The sequence below is a fragment of the Aminobacter anthyllidis genome (assembly GCF_018555685.1).
Classification (GTDB): Bacteria; Pseudomonadota; Alphaproteobacteria; order Rhizobiales; family Rhizobiaceae; genus Aminobacter; species Aminobacter anthyllidis.
On the sequence record NZ_JAFLWW010000002.1, the window covers coordinates 50,470 to 67,595 of the forward strand.

Below are 17,126 nucleotides of genomic sequence, written 5' to 3' on the forward strand. Positions count from 1 at the left end.
GCGGTATCAGGCCGGCTCGAACCTGCCGACCTGGCGTTCGATGGCGCCGAAGATCGAGTGACCGGCCTTGTCCTTCATCTCTACCCGCAACGTATCGCCGAGCGAGACCGACAGCGTTTCGACCGCGCCCCTGACGATGGCACCGGTGCCGATCGCGCGGCTCGCCGCGGCCTCCGCGACCACCTTGGGGAAGCTGGTCCAGACCGAGGTTACGTCGCGCGCGCCCGCAATGAGCGGCAGGTGCACCGCCCCGTCCCATCCGTCTCCCAGCTCGTCGGGCGTGACCGCGACAGGTGACAAGGCCGACGTGCCGGTCTGGCCGCCGTCCAGAATCGTGTCCGTGGAGAGCACGATCAGGGCAACCGCCTCCTTCGCCGCCTCTTCCGTCGCCGCCATGGCAACGTCGGCGACAATCACTGCGACAGCGGCGTCGACCTTGGCGTCGCGGATCTTGCCGGGCAGTTCGATGGGATCGCGCGGGCCGGCAAAGGCATCGCCACCGCCAAGCCGCTGGTAGGCACGCGGCAGGGGCGAGTGAGCATCATGTTCGTGGAACCGCGATGACGGAACCGAGCCAAGTTCGAGCGATTCAGCCAGGGCCGCGAGGTGCGGGGAAATCCGGCGCCAGTCGTCGAGCGCCGCCTGCAGGCTCAGTGCCAGGAACGAGGCATCGGTGTATCGCGTCAGGTCGCGCGAGACGATGACCAGTTTCCCGTCACGCGAACCGTTCTTCAGCGTCGCCAGTTTCATGCAGGTCCTCCCGATTGCGGGCGTTATCACCCTTAACCGACACAACAAGCCCGTCGCGGCCGATCGTCAAGGGACCATTCCATGTTTTCCTGACAGCTTCGACCCAATCGCCCTCGGCGATGTCAGGATCGTCGGCTGGAATGAGGTGGTTGAGCACCAGGCGTCCGACGCCGGCACGCGCCGCGATCGTGCCCGCTTCGCCGGCCAGGCTATGGCTCGCCATCAGGTGCTCGCGCAGCCGCGCCCCGTTGCCGGTGCGTGCCACCAGCCGCTCAACACCCTCCTCCAGCATCGCTTCGTGAAGCAGGACATCGGCGCCGCGCGCGAAATCCGCCAAGGGCGGGAAGAATGCAGTGTCGGCCGAAAAGACGATGCTCGTACCCAGGTTCTCGAAGCGCAGGGCAAAGCACTCCGTCACCGGCGGATGGTCGACACGCAAGGCCGTGACCAGGAGTTCGCCATCCTGCAGCACATTGCCCTCGCCGAACTCCACGACCTCGACCATCTCGCGCAGATCCGGGCGGCCTTCATCATCGATCCGGGTTTCGATGTCGAATTCAAGCGCTTGCACGAAACGCTGCCAGTATTGATTCAACCCGGCAGGGCCAAAAAGCCTGACCGGTGTCGCAAGCCCAGCGGTCCAGGCCGTGTGGAGCAGCGGTCCGAGTTCCAGCACATGGTCGGAATGGAGATGCGTGATGAAAATCAGGTCGAGCGCCTTGAGGCTGAGACCCGCATCAGTCACTCCGCGCGTCACGCCGAGCCCGCAATCGACGATAACGGTGCGGCCGCCGAGCTCGAGCAGCGTCGATGTCGGCCACGGACCGCCTGGCCTGATCGCCGGGCCGCCCTTGGTGCCGAGCAGGACGAGCCGGTCGCTCATGCGCCCCTGCCCAAGCGAACAGCTTCGATTTGGATTTCAAGCTTCATGCCACGCCTCTTCATGCCTGCGCCAAGCTAGAGCGCCGGCGATGGCCGAGGCAAGATCAAAGCGTCAATCGACGCGGCGCGGATATTGCGCGCGTGGCGGGATCCAGTGATGAACCACAGCCAGCAACAGCAGGCTTATGCAGCTCAACAGCACCACGATGAACAGCGTGCTGCCCTGATAGGGTGTAGCCGTTGCCACCAGCGGGATCGCTCCCGCCGGAGGATGGGTGACGCGGAACATCAGCATCAGCGCGATCGAGACGCCGACCGCCACGGCCGACACTTCCCACAGGCCTGGGAAAGCCATCGCGGCGCCGACGCCGACCAGCGTGGCGATGAAATAACCGGCGAAGATGTTGATGGGCTGCGCCAACGGGCTGGCGGGCTGGCCGAATAGCAGAACGGCGGTTGCGCCCAGCGGCGCGATCAACATCGGCAGGCCGGTGACCGATGCCAGGCCGCCGACGGCCGCCAGGCCGACAATCGCGCCCGATCCCGACTTGACGTGCGAGATCATCTGTCCTTTCGGCTCATGCCGGGCAGTAAGGGTGCGTATGTGACGGCGCATCTGCGTTTCCAGGCCGAAGGGCCCGCTTCAATAGCAAATCAGGGCTTCGGCTGGCAACGTGGCTTTATTCGATTTTTCGCCCCACAGTGAAAAATCTTTCCCTGGAATCCCCCTACCAATCCATGACCACCTTGCCGGAATTGCCGCTACGCATGGCGTCAAAACCGGCCTGATAGTCGTCAATGCCGATGCGGTGAGTGATGAGGCCGGTGACGTCGAGCGGCCCCTGCACCAGCGCGATCATCTTGTACCATGTCTCGAACATCTCGCGGCCGTAGATGCCCTTGAGATGCAGCATCTTGAAGATGACCTTGTTCCAGTCGATCTCGAAGCCGGTCGGCGCAATGCCGAGGATGGCGATCTTGCCGCCATTGTTCATGGTGTCGATCATGTCGCGGAAAGCGACTGCCGATCCCGACATCTCAAGGCCGACGTCAAAGCCCTCGGTCATGCCTTCGTCGCGCATCACGTCGCGCAGCTTTTCCTTGGAGGCGTCGACGACGTGATGGATGCCCATCTTGCGTGCCAGCGCCAGCCGGGTCGGGTTGATGTCGGTGATGACGACCTTTCGGGCGCCGACGCATTGGGCGACCAGCGCCCCCATGATGCCGATCGGCCCGGCACCGGTCACCAGAACGTCCTCGCCAACTAGGTCGAAGGACAGTGCGGTGTGTACCGCGTTGCCGAGCGGGTCGAAGATTGCAGCGATTTCGTCCGACACGTCGTCGGGGATCGGCACGACATTGTGCTGGGGAATGGCGACGTATTCGGCGAAGGAACCTGGCCGGTTGACGCCGACGCCGAGTGTGTTGCGGCACAGATGTCCGCGCCCGGCGCGGCAATTGCGGCAATGGCCGCAGACGATATGGCCCTCGCCCGAGACACGCTGACCAACCTTGTAGTCCGTCACCCCGGCACCGAAATCGGCGACCGTGCCGACGAACTCGTGTCCAGTCACCATCGGCACCGGCACGGTCTTCTGCGCCCACTGGTCCCAATTGTAGATATGGACGTCCGTGCCGCAGATCGCCGACTTCCTGACCTTGATCAGCACGTCGTTGGGGCCGACCTCTGGCATCGGCACCTCTTCCATCCAGATACCCGGTTCAGCCTTCGCCTTAACCAGCGCTCGCATCATGTTCGACATTGTCTTGTCCTTGGAATCGCTTGATCCGGAATCGCTTTTGGCAATTCTAGCTGTGTTATGAAATCACGCCCAGCTCGCGCCCGACCTCGCCGAACGCCGCTATCGCGCGATCAATATCGGCTGTCGAATGTGCCGCCGACATCTGCGTGCGAATGCGCGCAGCGCCCTTTGGCACAACCGGAAACGAAAAGCCGATGACGTAGATGCCGCGCTTCAGCATCCGGGCGGCCATCTCCTGGGCCACCGTCGCATCGCCCAGCATGACCGGGATGATCGGATGGTCGGCGCCGGCGAGCGTGAAGTCGAGCTTGCCCATGCCGGATCGGAAACGCTCGGCGTTGGCATAGAGCTTCGCGCGCAACGGGCCGCCCTCGCCGATCAGGTCCAGCACCTTGATCGAGGCGCCGGCGATGGAGGGCGCAAGCGTGTTGGAAAACAGATAGGGCCGCGAACGCTGGCGCAGCCAGTCGACGACCTCGCGCCTGGCCGAGGTGTAGCCGCCGGAGGCGCCGCCGAGCGCCTTGCCGAGCGTGCCGGTGATGATGTCGACCCTGCCCTCGACGCCGCAATGTTCCGGTGTGCCACGTCCGTTTTGGCCGACGAAACCGACGGCATGGCTGTCATCTACCATCACCATCGCCCCATACTTCTCGGCGAGGTCGCAGACACCCCTAAGATTGGCGATGATGCCGTCCATCGAGAACACGCCGTCGGTGGCGATCAGCTTGAAGCGGCTGCCCTCAGCCTTCTTCAGTTCTTCTTCGAGCGCGGCCATGTCGTTGTTGGCATAGCGGAAGCGCTTGGCCTTCGACAGTCGCACCCCATCAATGATCGAGGCGTGATTCAGCGCATCCGAGATGATGGCGTCCTCTTCGCCGAGCAGCGTTTCGAACAGGCCCGCATTGGCATCGAAACAGGAGGAGTAGAGGATCGTGTCCTCCATGCCGAGGAAAGCAGACAGCTTCGCCTCCAGTTCCTTGTGCTCTTCCTGCGTACCGCAGATGAAGCGTACCGAGGCCATGCCGTAGCCGTAGCGGTCGAGCGCCTTCTTGGCGGCGTCGCGCAGTTCATGGCTGTCGGCAAGACCGAGATAGTTGTTGGCGCAGAAGTTCAGCACCTTCTCGCCGCCGACTTCGATCTCGGCGCTCTGCGTCGAGGTGATGACGCGTTCGGACTTATAGAGACCGGCGGACTTCAATGATTCCAGCTCGGAGGAAATATGGGAAAGGAAATTGCCGCTCATGCGCATCTGCTCCCTGCTTGCCGCCGGAAATTCCGCCGAAGCGGCAAGAAACGCTATCACAAATACGACTTGGCCGCTCGCCGCTTCCTTCGCTTCGGTGCGGTCGATCGCGCGCTAAGGTCAGCCTGATTTTGACGGCAATTTCGCGGGAAAATGGCATGAACGGCGCTGCAATTTCGAGCATCCAGATCTTCCGGCAATGGCAACCGTTTCGCGATGGTACCTACCGCTGCTCGGGTGGTCGCAGCGCGGAGGGCTTTGATTCGACCATCGTCGAGATCACCAGCCGGGACGGTGCCAAGGGCTACGGCGAGATGGCGCCGCTCGGCAGCTTCTATGATCCCGCCTTTGCCTCAGGCGCCCGCGAGGCGATGAAGGAGCTCGCACCGCAGCTGCTCGGCTGCGCCGCATCGGGCATCGAAGCGCTGAACCGGCGCATGGACCTGCTGCTCAAGGGGCATCCCTATGCCAAGTCGGCCATCGACATGGCGCTTTGGGATCTGGCCGGGAAACGCTCAGGGCTATCCTTGGCTGCCCTGTCCGGCGGCGCCGAGGGAGAGAGCCTCGCGCTTTACCGCTCCATCGCCCAGCAGGCGCCGGACGCCATGGCCGCTCGGGCGGTGAAATACATCACCGAGGGCTACCGTCGCCTGCAGGTCAAGGTCGGGCTCGACGTCAACGAGGACATCGCAAGGCTGGAAGCAGTGCGGGCATCGGTACCCGCCGACACCGTACTGTTCTGTGACGCCAATGCGAGCTGGAGCACGGCCGAGACGCGGCGTTTCCTGATGGCGACGCGAAATCTCGACTACACGCTTGAGCAGCCTTGCGCGAGCTACGAGGAAAACCTGGCCATACGCCGCGCCACCGACCGGCCGCTGGTGCTTGATGAAAGCATCGACGGCACTGATGTGCTGATCCGGGCGATCAGCGACGGGCTCGTCGATGGCATCACCATCAAGCTCGCGCGGGTGGGAGGGCTCACGCGCGCAAAACTGTTGCGCGACATCGCCATAACCAAGAACCTGAAGGTCACGATCGAGGACACCGGTGGCGCGCAGATCGACACGGCAGCCTATTCAGGACTGCTGCTGTCCACGCCCGAACATCTCAGGCAACACACTGTCGATTTCCACAACTGGGTGACTGTCTCGAACGCACGTGGCGCGTTTGCGATCGCCGACGGCATGATGGCTCTGCCCGGTGGACCGGGCCTCGGTCTTGCTGTCGATCCTGATGTGTTCGGCGAACCGCTGTTTGCCTGCGGCATTTGAAAGAGATGGCTGGACGGACACGCCCCCGCACCCGTCCAGCCGGTGGTCGGCGCTATGGTAGCGGGGCGCCGACGACCTCGATGTTGTGTTGGGCGCAAGTGTCGAAGAAACGCTGCGTTGCTTCAGGCGTACGCTCGGCCCTTGGTGGCAGGTTCCCAATCGGCGCCGGCAGGCTCATCTGACGAACCATCTGCTCGAACTCGCCACCCTGGGTGACGATGAGGCAAGTGGCACATTCCGCGGATTCGATCCGGAAATTGTGCGGAAGCCCCTTGGGCGCCATCACAGTTTGGCCGGCATGGGCGACGAAAACCTTGCAGTCGACATGGAACTGCATCGTGCCTTCGAGGATGTGAATGACCTCGTCGCCGCTGAGGGTGACATGCAGCGGCGACGTTTCGCCTTGCGGCATGCGGCATTCGATGACGCTGATCTGGTCTTCGCCGGCGCTCGCCGGCACGCGGATCGTCATGAGGTTGTCGCCGAACCACAAAATCTGGTTGGCGTTCTCAGCCTTGGTCTGGGCGCTCACAGATTATTCTCCCCGCAACCCGGCGAAACAGCCGGCCAGAATGGGAGTTATCGGCACGATGTAACCGTTTGAGGTTGGCAGCCTTGGCTACTGTTTCAACCCAATGAAACAATTCGCGCTTAAGTCGAAATATATTCGCAACTCCTAAACCTGAAAGCGAAAGTCGCGTTGCGCTCGAATGCGGTTCGATAGCCAAAAAGAAAGGCGGCCGCGAAGCGCTGCTTCGCGACCGCCTGACGCGGTTTTTTGATATGGCAAAGTCTTAGAAGAAGGCCTGCAGGCCGGTCTGGGCGCGGCCCAGGATCAGCGCATGCACGTCATGCGTGCCCTCATAGGTGTTGACCGTCTCCAGGTTCTGCGCGTGGCGCATGACATGGTAGCCGATCTGGATGCCGTTGCCGCCATGCATGTCGCGGGCGACACGGGCGATGTCGAGGGCCTTGCCGCAGTTGTTGCGCTTGACGAGGCTGATCATCTCGGGTGCGAACTTGTGCTCGTCCATCAGACGGCCGACGCGCAACGAGCCCTGGAGGCCAAGCGCGATCTCGGTCTGCATGTCAGCCAGCTTCTTCTGGTAAAGCTGCATGCCTGCCAGTGGCTTGTTGAACTGCTTGCGGTCGAGGCCATACTGGCGGGCCCGATGCCAGCAGTCTTCGGCAGCGCCCATGACGCCCCAGGAAATGCCGTAGCGGGCGCGGTTGAGGCAGCCGAACGGCCCCTTCAGGCCCGAGACGTTCGGCAGCAGGGCGTCTTCGCCGACTTCGACGCCTTCCATGACGATCTCGCCGGTGATCGAGGCGCGAAGCGACAGCTTGCCGCCGATCTTCGGCGCCGAAAGCCCCTTCATGCCCTTTTCGAGCACGAAGCCGCGGATCTGGTTGTCATGGGCGGCCGATTTCGCCCAGACGACGAAGACGTCGGCGATCGGCGCGTTCGAGATCCACATTTTCGAGCCGGAAATCTTGTAGCCGTTGGCGGTCTTCTCGGCGCGGGTCTTCATGCCACCCGGGTCGGAGCCCGCGTCCGGCTCGGTCAGACCGAAGCAGCCGATCCATTCGCCGGAGGCAAGCTTGGGCAGGTACTTCTTGCGCTGTTCCTCCGAGCCATAGGCATAGATCGGGTACATCACCAGCGACGACTGAACCGACATCATCGAGCGATAGCCCGAATCAACGCGCTCGACTTCACGGGCGACGAGGCCGTAGGTCACATAGCTGGCACCCAGGCCGCCATACTCCTCGGGAACGGTGATGCCCAGCAGGCCGGCCTCGCCCATTTCGCGGAAGATCGCCGGATCGGTCTTCTCGTCGAGATAGGCTTCCTCGATGCGCGGGGCGAGCTTGTCGGCAGCAAAGGCGGCGGCGCCGTCGCGGACCATGCGCTCGTCTTCGGTCAGCTGGTCTTCAAGTAGGAACGGGTCGGCCCAGACAAAGCTGCCGCCGCCGGCCGGTGTGGATGCGCTCATGGTTCCTCCGGAAAATGGGTGAATTCTTGGCCATCCTAGACCGCTTCAGCGCTTTTCGCTAACAAGTAATCTTGCATAGTTTATGCGTAAATTCGATCAACTCGACCTGAGGCCAGGCCATGCGCCGCAGCTACGTCCCAACGATTGCAGAGCTTGAGGCGTTTCGCGCCTGCGCCAGCCTCGGCACGACAATTCGCGCTGCCGATCAGCTCGGCCTGACGCAGAGCTCGGTCAGCCGCTCGATCGGCCAGCTCGAAGACCGGCTGGGCGTGGCGCTGTTCCACCGAGTACGGCAGCGGCTGGCGCTGTCGGACGCTGGCCGACGCTTCGCCCGCGACGCCGAAGCGATCCTCGACGCCCTGCACGAAGCGGCGGTGCGCACCATGGCCTTCGGCGGCCAGTCCGACGTGTTGAGCATCGCCGTCCTGCCGACCCTCGCCGACCGCTGGCTGATCCCCAGGCTTGCGGGGTTCCACGCCGCCCATCCGCTTGTCGCCATCGACCTAGCGGTGCGGCTCGATACTGTCGACCTCGAGACGGAAACCTTCGACGCCGCGATCCAGCGCGGCCCGGTGGAGCCAGGACAGATGGGTGTGGTGCGCCTGTTCGACGAGGAACTCGTTGTCGTGGCCTCGCCGACCCTGCTCGACGGGCGCGCGGCTCTCGACGATGCCGAGCTTGCCGCCTTGCCGCTGCTACAGCAATCGACCCGCCCGACCCTGTGGCTGCAGTGGTTCCAGGCCGCGGGCATCGATCCGCGCACCACCTTGCGCGGCCATCGTTTCGAACAGTTCTCGATGGTCGTCGAGGCGGCGGTCGCCGGCCTCGGCGTGGCGCTGGTGCCGGAGGTGCTGGCCGAACGCGAACTCGCCTCAGGCAAGCTGATCATGGCCTCGCCAAACCGCATCGCCGGCGAAGTGCCCTACCGGCTCGCCTTCCGCCCCGGCAGCGAGGATCGCCCGGGCCTGCGCGAATTCGTCCGCTGGCTGACGGGCGAGGCGACGCCCGTCAGATCCTGAGGCCAAACCTGATGCCGTCATAGATGGCGGCGTGGATGTTGCGTGCCTGCACGGCATCGCCGATGCGCATCAGCAGGAAGCGGCCGGCCGGGTTCTTGTCCGGAAAAATGTCGCCGCCATGGATCAGGCGCTCATAGTCGATGGCGCCACCATTCTTCGACAGCGGCTTCAACTCGACATAAAGGTCGTCGAGCGGCAACGTGCCATGCTCGACCACGACCTGATCGACCCGTCGCTCCTCGCTCCAGCCCTTGGCGTAGTCGGAAGACAGCGTTGCCACCAGTTGGTTGCCCTCGCGCCGCACCGACTGCAGCCGGGTGTTGATGGTGATTTTGACGCCGTTGCGATGAAAGGCTTCCATATAGGGCACGTGGTTCATGCCGCCGATTTCGGGTGCAAAGAGGCGCTCGGGCGTGACCAGCTCAAGTTTCGCACCTGCCTTGCCGATCAGTTCAGCCGCCGTCATGCCCTGATGGCCGCCATTGTCGTCATAAAGCAGCACGTTTTCCGCCGGCTTGACGCTGCCGGCGATGATGTCCCAGCTCGACGTCACCAGATCGTCGCCGGCGTCGAGCGGCGGGTTTTGCGGCAGGCCGCCGGTAGCGATCACCACAGCGTCCGGGTCAAGGGCCAACACATCGTCGGCGTCGGCCCAGATGTCGTAGCGTATCTCGACGCCGAGGCGCTCCAATTCGGCCAGGCGCCAGTCGACGATGCCGATCAGTTCGCGCCGGCGCGGGTTCTGGGCTGCCAGCCGCACCTGCCCGCCGGCCTGGCTTGATGCCTCCAGCACCGTCACCTTGTGGCCGCGCTCGGCCAACACGCGCGCTGCCTCCAGCCCCGCAGCACCGGCGCCAACAACGGCGACGTTGCGCAGCGGGCCGTCGGTGCGGGAAATCACATGCGGGATCGTTGCTTCGCGGCCGGTGGCGGCGTTGTGGATGCACAGCGCGCCGCCGCCCTCATAGATGCGGTCGAGGCAGTAGGTGGCGCCGACGCAGGGCCTGATCCGGTGCTCCTCGCCGGCCATCACCTTCCTCGTGATATGCGGATCGGCGATGTGAGCCCGCGTCATACCGACCATGTCGAGCTTGCCCGCAGCAATCGCGTGGCGGGCCGTTGCGACATCCGAGATGCGCGCGGCGTGGAAGACCGGAAACTTCGTCGCCGCCCTCACCTCACCGGCGAAGTCGAGATGCGGCGAGGACGGCATGCCGTGGATGGGGATCACGCCGGTCAGCGCGGCATCAGTGTCGATATGGCCACGAATGATGTTGAGGAAGTCGAACTTGCCTGACGAGGCCAGGCGCCGGGCGATCTCGATGCCCTCCTGTTTCGACAGCCCCTTGTCCATATCCTCGTCGGCGACCATGCGGATGCCGACGAGGAAATCCGGGCCGACGGCGGCGCGCACGGCATCGATCACCCGCCAGGTGAAGCGCAAGCGGTTGTCGAGCGAGCCACCATAATCATCGTCGCGGTGGTTGGTGACAGGCGACCAGAAGCCGTCGATCAGGTGGCCGTAGGCCTCGAATTCGATACCATCGAGCCCCGCCGCCTGCATGCGTTGGGCGGCCGAGGCGTAGTCGGCGACGATGCGGTCGAGGTCCCAGTCCTCGGCGGTCTTGGGGAATGTGCGGTGGGCGGCCTCGCGCACCGGCGAGGCACTGAGCACCGGCAACCAGTCGGCCTTGTTCCAGCCGGTCCGCCGGCCAAGGTGGGTCAGCTGGATCATCACCTTGCAGTCGTGCTCGTGACAGGCTTCGGTCAGCTCGGCCATCCATGGCACGATGGCGTCGTCATAGGCGTGCAGGTTGCCGAACGCGGCCGGGCTGTCGCGCGAGACGATCGCCGAACCCGCCGTCATTGTCAGCGCCATGCCGCCCTTGGCCTTTTCGGCATGGTAGAGCCGGTAGCGCTCCTTGGGCATGCCGTCCTCGGAATAGGCCGGCTCATGGCTCGTCGACATGATGCGGTTCTTGAGCGTCAGATGCCGGAGTTGATAGGGCTGGAGGAGCGGATCGTTGCTGGTCATTGCCTTCCCGCATTGTCAGGCGCTAATACACGCCACTTGAAAATCTGGCCGGTGCAGTCTGGCGCATGCCGCCTTTTGGGCATTGAGCCAGGCCCATTCAGAAGAGCCGCCCAATGACCATCACCGACACCCTTACCCAGCTTGGCACCAAGGTCGAAACGCCGGCCTCGCCCGAGACCGCCATGCTCGAAACCGTGCCCTATGACCGCGTCGGCGGCCCGCCCGCCATCGTGCGCTTCACCTGCCCGAATTCACCTCGCTGTGCCCGGTCACCGGCCAGCCTGACTTCGCCCACATCGTCATCGACTACGCGCCCGACAAACTCCTGGTCGAATCCAAGTCGCTGAAGCTGTTCATGGTTTCGTTTCGCAACCATGGCGCCTTCCATGAGGATTGCACTGTCATGATCGGCCGCCGCGTCGTTGAAGCGACCAAGCCGCTGTGGCTGCGCATCGCCGGCTACTGGTATCCGCGCGGCGGTATCCCGATCGACGTGTTCTGGCAGACGGGCACGCCGCCGGAGGGGTCGTGGCTGCCCGAAACAGGCGTCGCGCCTTATCGCGGCCGCGGCTGAACGCTTCGGATTGGACAGGGCGCTCATTCGCATTGATACTGGCTGAGCGCCCATTCGTTGGTCACAGACAGCAGGTCGGCGATCTTCCATTCGCCATCGACCTTCTTCAGTTTCCACTGCATGCGATGCGGCTCGCCCGCCGCCATGAAGGCCGCTACCACGATCGCCGTATCGCCGGTCTCCGACCCGATGATCTTCAGGGTCTTGTCGAGCTCTGCCTTGTCGTAGGCGACGCTGTCGAGCGGCATGTTGGTATCAATGCAATCGCCCTGCTCCGATTTCTCAAGCCGGTCGCGCGCATCGAACACCGCCTTGGCCGGGTCGACGAAGCGGCCGCGCTCGGCCGGATCGAGTTCGAGCCCGATGCGGTCGTAGAACGGCTTGACGGCTTCAACGGCAGTCCCAGCCATGGCCGGCGTGACCAGCAAGGGCAGGATGACGGTGGCAAAAGCAGCTTTCATGGCGGCCTCGGCGTTGGATTGGCTGCCCTCAATACCACGCATCATTGACGGCTGCCTTGCGCCGCAACGTCATCTTTCACCTCGACCCGCACGATCCTGCCCTGCGCATCGAAGTGGACCATCTCCTCGCCCGACCGGCTGAGACGCGCGCCGGTGAGGGCATGCGTCGCCTCGAGCCGCCAGCGCGACCATGCGGAGCGCGGCGACAGCGCAGCCACTGCCTCGTCCTTGGAAATCTGGTCGCCATAGATCGCGAAATAGCCGCGAAAAGCCTCCATGATCGCGTCGCGGCCAGCAATCGTGCCGACTCCGTCCGAGACGTATTCAGCATCGGGGACAAAGCAGGCCTCGATGGCCTTGAAGTCGAGAGCGTCGATCGCGGCGTGGTACTGCGTCAAGGCCGCAACCGGCTCGAATGGCTGATCGCGCGAAGAGCCGTCGTCGACCATCAATACCACGCGTCTTCCATCGACGCCTTCTTGCGCGTCATGAACTCCTGCAGCGCCTCGTCGATGCCGGGATCGAGCGGCGGCGCCTCGTATTCGGCGAGCATCGTCTTCCAGCGCTTGTTGGCGCGGGTGGCCGCGTCGGAAGAGCCTGCCGCCTCCCATTTTTCATAAGGCTCGTTGTCGGCGATCGCCGAATCCCAGAAAGCCGTCTCGTAGTTCTGCATCGTGTGGGCGCAGCCGAAGAAATGACTGCCGGGCCCGACTTCCTTGAAAGCGTCGAGCGCCAGCTGGTTGTCGTCGATCTTCACGCCGTCGAGATAGGTGTGCAGCGCGCCGCAGAAATCGGCGTCCATGACGAACTTCTCGTAGGACATCGACAACAGCCCGTCGAGGAAGCCGGCCGAATGCAGGATGAAGTTGGCGCCGCAATGCACCGCCGCCAGCATCGACATGGTGCCCTCGTTCATGGCGTGGGCGTCGGGCAGCTTCGAGGTGGTGAAATTGCCGGAGCAGCGCAACGGCAGGTTCAGCCTTCTCGCCAGTTGCCCGATGACCATCGAGCCGATGGCCGGTTCCGGCGTGCCGAAGGTCGGTGAGCCCGAGCGTAGCGACATGGACGAGAGGAAGTTGCCGAAGATGACCGGCGCGCCGGGCCGCTCGAGCTGGGTCAGGGCGCAGCCAGCCATGGTCTCGGCCAACGACTGGGCGATGGCACCGGCATTGGTGACCGGGCCCATGGCGCCGCCGAGGATGAAGGGCACGATGACCGCCGCCTGGTTGGCGCGGGCATAGGCACGCAGCGCCGTTGTCATGGTCGCGTCCCAGACCAGCGGCGAGTTGACGTTGACGTTGCCGAGGATGACGCAATTCTCGTCGGTGAATTTTTCGCCGAAGACAATGCGGGCCATGTCGATGGAATCCTCGGCACGGCTTTCCGACGTCACCGAGCCCATGAAGCCGCGGTCGGAATAGCGGATGTGGCTGTAGACCATGTCGAGATGGCGCTTGTTCACAGGCACGTCGACCGGCTCGCAGATCGTACCGCCGGAATGATGCAGCCAGGGCGATGCCTGCGCCAGCTTCACGAAATTGCGGAAGTCCTCGATGGTACCGTAGCGGCGGCCCTTGTCGAGATCCATGACAAAGGGCGAGCCATAGGCCGGAGAGAAGACGACGCTCTTGCCGCCGATTTCGACCGAACTTGCGGGGTTTCGCGCATGCTGGGTGAAGGCCGCAGGCGCGGTCTTGAGTAGCTCGCGGAGCAGGCCGGGCTCGAACTTGACCAGCACACCCTCGACCTTGGCCCCTGCCCGCCGCCAGTGGTCGAGCGCCACGGGATCGTCGCGGAACTCGATGCCGATTTCGGCGAGGATACGATCGGCAGTCTGCTCGACGCGAACCAGATTTTCCTCCGACAGGATGTCATATGTCGGGATGTTCCTGACGATATAGGGCCGGCCATGCGCCTCCGGCCCATGCGAACGCTGCTCCCGGCGGGCGTTGCGGCCGCCGCGCTCGCGCCGCTTGGCGGGTTCGCTGGGTGCTTCGGCTGTGGCAACGCTCATGTCGGGCTCCAGATCGCTCTGACATGAAGCTAGCCTTTGGATCGCGTGCTGTGACGCTTGAAAATCCTCATGATTTGCATAAGCATGGCTTATGCAAAGCCTTCGCCACCTGCTACCCTCCGCGGGCAGCCTGATCGTCTTCGAAGCCGCCGGGCGGCTGGCGAGCTTCACCGCCGCCGGCCGCGAGCTCGGCATGACCCAAGCCGCCGTTTCTTATGCGATCCGCGGACTTGAAGACCAATTTGGCGCCAAGCTGTTCCAGCGCCGGCACAGACAGGTGCTGCTGACGGAAGCCGGCGAACGTTTCCATGCCGATGTCACGCTCGGCCTGTCACATATCCGCAAGTCGGCGGAGGAGCTCAGGGCACGCGCCGGCGGCATGCATGTGACGCTGTCGGCCTCTACGGCCTTTGCCTCGTTCTGGATGATGCCACGTCTGCAGAAGTTCCGCGACGACCTGCCCGGCATCGACCTGCGTATCCAGACAGCCGATCGCGACCTCGACCTGGTGGCGGAGGGCATCCCTTTGGGCATTCGCGGCGGCGGCGCCTCTGACTGGCCGGACTATGAACTGGCCCCGATTGCCGGCGAGGAGGTCTATCCCGTCGCCGGCCCGGCCTATCTGGCGCGTGCCGGCACGCCAATGACACCTGCGGAAATGACCCTGCACCACCTGATCCATCTCGAAGAACCCTATCGCCCGGCCGCGACCTGGAACGAATGGTTCCAGTCAGCCGGTCTCAACGGCGCGGTTGCCAAGCGCGGGCTGGTCATCAACGACTATGTGCTTGTCATCCAGGCGGTCATGGAAGGCCAGGGCATCGCGCTCGGCTGGCGCCACCTCACCGACCGGCTGATATCAGCTGGGCTTCTGGTCAGGCTTTCCGACCACGTGATGACGACAGGCAAGGGCTTCCATGTGGCGTGGCCGAGGAACCGCACCCTCACTGAAAGCGCGGAGAAGGTGCGCGACTGGCTGGCGGCGCAGGCGTGAGGCGCTGCGTGTTGTGCCGCCCCTTGTTGGCACTGTCGCGCCGCCCCTCATCCTCCTGCCGGGACCTTCTCCCCGTAAACGGGCGAAGGGGCAAGCGGCGCCGTTGCGGCCAACCTCCTTCTCCCCGTATTTCACGGGGAGAAGGTCCGGCAGGGGATGAGGGGCAGAGCTGCCATGACCGCAAAAGCGGATGTCCACCAATCCGCTGTGGACGGTCCCGCGCGCCGCAATGCACCTGTCCCGGCGCAACCGAATCCCGCTATAGTCCTGCCATGCCCATTCGCCAGCTTTCCGAGACAATGATCAACCAGATCGCCGCCGGCGAGGTCGTCGAACGGCCGGCCAGCGTGGTCAAGGAACTGGTCGAGAACGCGCTCGACGCCGGTGCCTCGCGCATCGAGGTGGCGACATCAGGCGGCGGGCTCAATCTGATCCGCGTCGTCGACGACGGTTCGGGCATGCCCGAAGAAGAGCTTTCGCTGGCGATCTCACGCCATTGCACCTCAAAGCTCGGCGAAGACATTCTCGACATCCGCTCGCTCGGCTTCCGCGGCGAGGCTTTGCCGTCGATCGGCTCGGTATCGAAGCTCGCCATCCGTTCGCGAACGCGCCAGGCCGACAGCGGCGCAGAAATCTCGGTCGAGGGCGGGCGCGTGTCGGGCGTGCGTCCGGCGCCAGGCAATCGCGGCACCACAGTCGAGGTGCGCGACCTGTTCTACGCCACGCCCGCCCGGCTCAAGTTCATGAAGACCGAGCGCGCCGAGGCAACGGCAATCGCCGATACCGTCAAGCGCATTGCGATTGCCTTCCCCGCCGTGCGCTTCACTCTGTCGGGTACCGACCGCTCGACGCTGGAACTTTCGGCGACTTCCGATGAAGTCGAAGGCAGACTTGCCCGCATCGCCCAGGTGATGGGCACGGATTTTCCCGACAATTCGATCGTCATCGATGCGGCGCGGGAGAGCGTTCGGCTCGAGGGCCATGTCTCGATCCCGTCCTACACCAGGGGCAACGCGCTGCAGCAATATGCCTATGTCAACGGCCGGCCGGTGCGCGACAAGCTGATCGCCTCGGCGATACGCGGCGCCTATGCCGACGTTCTGCCGCGCGACCGCCATGCGGTGACTGTGCTGTTCCTGACGCTCGACCCGGCCTATGTCGACGTCAACGTGCATCCGGCCAAGGCCGATGTGCGCTTTCGCGATCCCGGACTGGTGCGCGGCCTGATCGTCGGTGCGATCCGCCAGGCGCTTGCCAATGCCGGCATCCGGCCGGCGACGACCGGCACGCAGGCGATGATGGGGGCATTCCGGCCGGGAACCACCACCTACGGCCACCCTGGTCCAGCCAACGGCCATCGCGCCTACAATCCGGATTTCCGTGCCGCAGCCTCGACAAACTATGATCCGCAACGCTCGCCATTCCGGCCGCTCGACGCCGGCTTCGCCGAGGCAGCACAGGCGCACTTCGACACCGGACCGCTGCATAGCGCCGATGCCCGCGCCGGCCAGGCCGAGGTGGTTGAAGCGCTGCTGCAGACCGAACTGGGTGCCGCGCGAGCGCAGGTCCATGAAAGCTACATCGTCGCCCAGACCAGCGACTCGCTCGTCATCGTCGACCAGCACGCTGCCCATGAGCGCCTTGTCTATGAGGCGCTGAAGAACGCGCTGCATTCGCGCCCGATCCCCTCGCAGATGCTGTTGCTGCCCGAGATCGTCGATCTGCCGGAGGAAGACGCCGAGCGGCTGGCACTGCATTCCGAAACACTTGCCCGCTTCGGCCTCGGCGTCGAACGTTTCGGCCCCGGAGCGGTGGCCGTGCGCGAAACGCCTGCAATGCTTGGCGAAACCGATGTCACCCAGCTGGTGCGCGACCTCGCCGACGAAATAGCCGACAGCGACACCGCTGATACGCTGAAGGAGCGGCTGCATGCGATTGCCGCCACCATGGCCTGCCACGGGTCGGTGCGGTCAGGCCGCCGGCTGCGGCCCGAGGAGATGAACGCGCTGCTTCGCCAGATGGAGGCGACGCCGGGATCGGGCACCTGCAACCACGGGCGCCCGACCTATATCGAACTCAAGCTGGCCGACATCGAAAAGCTGTTCGGACGCAGGTAGCTT

Annotated in this window: 15 protein-coding genes and 1 pseudogene; 5 read left to right on the top strand and 11 right to left on the bottom strand. The window is 64.2% G+C overall.

Features of this window, described 5'->3' with window-relative positions:
* Positions 1–6: 6 nt before the first annotated feature.
* The 5 genes from J1C56_RS05400 to J1C56_RS05420 form a co-directional block, all read right to left on the bottom strand.
* The gene (locus tag J1C56_RS05400; protein ID WP_214386792.1) at positions 7–750 is read right to left on the bottom strand and encodes a fumarylacetoacetate hydrolase family protein; all 744 of its coding nucleotides are present in this window, start codon (positions 748–750) and stop codon (positions 7–9) included.
* Positions 716–1,633 (bottom strand): MBL fold metallo-hydrolase, encoded by a 918-nt coding sequence (locus tag J1C56_RS05405; RefSeq protein ID WP_214386794.1) that lies wholly within the window; start codon positions 1,631–1,633, stop codon positions 716–718. The genes J1C56_RS05400 and J1C56_RS05405 overlap by 35 nt, the downstream gene beginning before the upstream one ends.
* A 111-nt stretch (positions 1,634–1,744) precedes the next feature.
* Positions 1,745–2,248, bottom strand: a complete 504-nt coding sequence (locus J1C56_RS05410; RefSeq protein WP_214386796.1) for an HPP family protein — start codon at positions 2,246–2,248, stop codon at positions 1,745–1,747.
* A 112-nt stretch (positions 2,249–2,360) separates the two neighbouring features.
* Entirely contained in the window at positions 2,361–3,395 is a 1,035-nt protein-coding gene (tdh, locus tag J1C56_RS05415; RefSeq protein WP_214386798.1) for an L-threonine 3-dehydrogenase, read from the bottom strand.
* Between the two features lie 55 nt (positions 3,396–3,450).
* A complete protein-coding gene (locus tag J1C56_RS05420) occupies positions 3,451–4,638 on the bottom strand; it encodes a glycine C-acetyltransferase (protein ID WP_214386800.1) in 1,188 nt (395 codons plus the stop codon).
* 158 nt (positions 4,639–4,796) lie between these two features.
* Between J1C56_RS05420 and J1C56_RS05425 the strand changes: the two genes are divergently transcribed.
* On the top strand, positions 4,797–5,912 hold the full coding sequence (locus tag J1C56_RS05425; RefSeq protein WP_214386802.1) for a mandelate racemase/muconate lactonizing enzyme family protein: 1,116 nt from the start codon (positions 4,797–4,799) through the stop codon (positions 5,910–5,912).
* 52 nt (positions 5,913–5,964) lie between these two features.
* Here J1C56_RS05425 and J1C56_RS05430 read toward each other — a convergent pair whose 3' ends face one another.
* Positions 5,965–6,444, bottom strand: a complete 480-nt coding sequence (locus tag J1C56_RS05430; protein ID WP_214386804.1) for a cupin domain-containing protein — start codon at positions 6,442–6,444, stop codon at positions 5,965–5,967.
* Between the two features lie 262 nt (positions 6,445–6,706).
* Positions 6,707–7,909: an acyl-CoA dehydrogenase gene (locus tag J1C56_RS05435; RefSeq protein WP_214386806.1), complete on the bottom strand. Its 1,203-nt coding sequence runs from the start codon at positions 7,907–7,909 to the stop codon at positions 6,707–6,709.
* A gap of 119 nt (positions 7,910–8,028) precedes the next feature.
* On the opposite strand from J1C56_RS05435, the gene J1C56_RS05440 reads away from it, so the two are divergent.
* Positions 8,029–8,928: a LysR family transcriptional regulator gene (locus J1C56_RS05440; protein ID WP_214386808.1), complete on the top strand. Its 900-nt coding sequence runs from the start codon at positions 8,029–8,031 to the stop codon at positions 8,926–8,928.
* On the opposite strand, the gene J1C56_RS05445 is transcribed toward J1C56_RS05440, so the two are convergent.
* Positions 8,918–10,963: an FAD-dependent oxidoreductase gene (locus J1C56_RS05445; RefSeq protein ID WP_214386810.1), complete on the bottom strand. Its 2,046-nt coding sequence runs from the start codon at positions 10,961–10,963 to the stop codon at positions 8,918–8,920. The genes J1C56_RS05440 and J1C56_RS05445 overlap by 11 nt on opposite strands.
* A 113-nt stretch (positions 10,964–11,076) precedes the next feature.
* On the opposite strand from J1C56_RS05445, the pseudogene queF reads away from it, so the two are divergent.
* Positions 11,077–11,537: pseudogene (gene queF, locus J1C56_RS05450) on the top strand (preQ(1) synthase).
* 23 nt (positions 11,538–11,560) lie between these two features.
* On the opposite strand, the gene J1C56_RS05455 reads toward queF, so the two are convergent.
* Genes J1C56_RS05455 through J1C56_RS05465 form a run of 3 tightly spaced genes read right to left on the bottom strand, consistent with a single transcriptional unit; the run spans position 11,561 to position 14,012 of the window.
* Complete coding sequence (locus J1C56_RS05455) at positions 11,561–11,998, bottom strand: hypothetical protein (RefSeq protein WP_214386812.1); 438 nt, start codon at positions 11,996–11,998, stop codon at positions 11,561–11,563.
* A 41-nt stretch (positions 11,999–12,039) separates the two neighbouring features.
* The gene (locus J1C56_RS05460; RefSeq protein WP_214388237.1) at positions 12,040–12,447 is read right to left on the bottom strand and encodes a nuclear transport factor 2 family protein; all 408 of its coding nucleotides are present in this window, start codon (positions 12,445–12,447) and stop codon (positions 12,040–12,042) included.
* A complete protein-coding gene (locus J1C56_RS05465; RefSeq protein ID WP_214386814.1) occupies positions 12,447–14,012 on the bottom strand; it encodes a trimethylamine methyltransferase family protein in 1,566 nt (521 codons plus the stop codon). Before J1C56_RS05465 ends, J1C56_RS05460 begins: the two co-directional genes overlap by 1 nt.
* Before the next feature lie 91 nt (positions 14,013–14,103).
* Between J1C56_RS05465 and J1C56_RS05470 the strand changes: the two genes are divergently transcribed.
* Both J1C56_RS05470 and mutL read left to right on the top strand, forming a co-directional pair.
* Positions 14,104–15,006 carry a LysR substrate-binding domain-containing protein gene (locus J1C56_RS05470; protein WP_214386816.1) on the top strand — a complete coding sequence of 301 codons (903 nt, stop codon included), beginning with the start codon at positions 14,104–14,106 and terminating at the stop codon, positions 15,004–15,006.
* 272 nt (positions 15,007–15,278) lie between these two features.
* Complete coding sequence (mutL, locus tag J1C56_RS05475) at positions 15,279–17,123, top strand: DNA mismatch repair endonuclease MutL (protein WP_214386818.1); 1,845 nt, start codon at positions 15,279–15,281, stop codon at positions 17,121–17,123.
* The last annotated feature ends 3 nt before the right edge of the window (positions 17,124–17,126 follow it).

Bases quoted from the DNA above. Each gene is read 5' to 3' on its own strand.
- J1C56_RS05440 (WP_214386808.1), top strand. From the start codon at position 8,029: ATGCGCCGCAGCTACGTCCCAACGATTGCAGAGCTTGAGGCGTTTCGC.
- J1C56_RS05465 (WP_214386814.1), bottom strand. From the start codon at position 14,012: ATGAGCGTTGCCACAGCCGAAGCACCCAGCGAACCCGCCAAGCGGCGC.
- J1C56_RS05420 (WP_214386800.1), bottom strand. From the start codon at position 4,638: ATGAGCGGCAATTTCCTTTCCCATATTTCCTCCGAGCTGGAATCATTG.
- tdh (WP_214386798.1), bottom strand. From the start codon at position 3,395: ATGTCGAACATGATGCGAGCGCTGGTTAAGGCGAAGGCTGAACCGGGT.
- J1C56_RS05445 (WP_214386810.1), bottom strand. From the start codon at position 10,963: ATGACCAGCAACGATCCGCTCCTCCAGCCCTATCAACTCCGGCATCTG.
- J1C56_RS05425 (WP_214386802.1), top strand. From the start codon at position 4,797: ATGAACGGCGCTGCAATTTCGAGCATCCAGATCTTCCGGCAATGGCAA.
- J1C56_RS05455 (WP_214386812.1), bottom strand. From the start codon at position 11,998: ATGAAAGCTGCTTTTGCCACCGTCATCCTGCCCTTGCTGGTCACGCCG.
- J1C56_RS05435 (WP_214386806.1), bottom strand. From the start codon at position 7,909: ATGAGCGCATCCACACCGGCCGGCGGCGGCAGCTTTGTCTGGGCCGAC.
- J1C56_RS05400 (WP_214386792.1), bottom strand. From the start codon at position 750: ATGAAACTGGCGACGCTGAAGAACGGTTCGCGTGACGGGAAACTGGTC.
- mutL (WP_214386818.1), top strand. From the start codon at position 15,279: ATGCCCATTCGCCAGCTTTCCGAGACAATGATCAACCAGATCGCCGCC.
- J1C56_RS05410 (WP_214386796.1), bottom strand. From the start codon at position 2,248: ATGCGCCGTCACATACGCACCCTTACTGCCCGGCATGAGCCGAAAGGA.
- J1C56_RS05460 (WP_214388237.1), bottom strand. From the start codon at position 12,447: ATGGTCGACGACGGCTCTTCGCGCGATCAGCCATTCGAGCCGGTTGCG.
- J1C56_RS05470 (WP_214386816.1), top strand. From the start codon at position 14,104: ATGCAAAGCCTTCGCCACCTGCTACCCTCCGCGGGCAGCCTGATCGTC.
- J1C56_RS05405 (WP_214386794.1), bottom strand. From the start codon at position 1,633: ATGAGCGACCGGCTCGTCCTGCTCGGCACCAAGGGCGGCCCGGCGATC.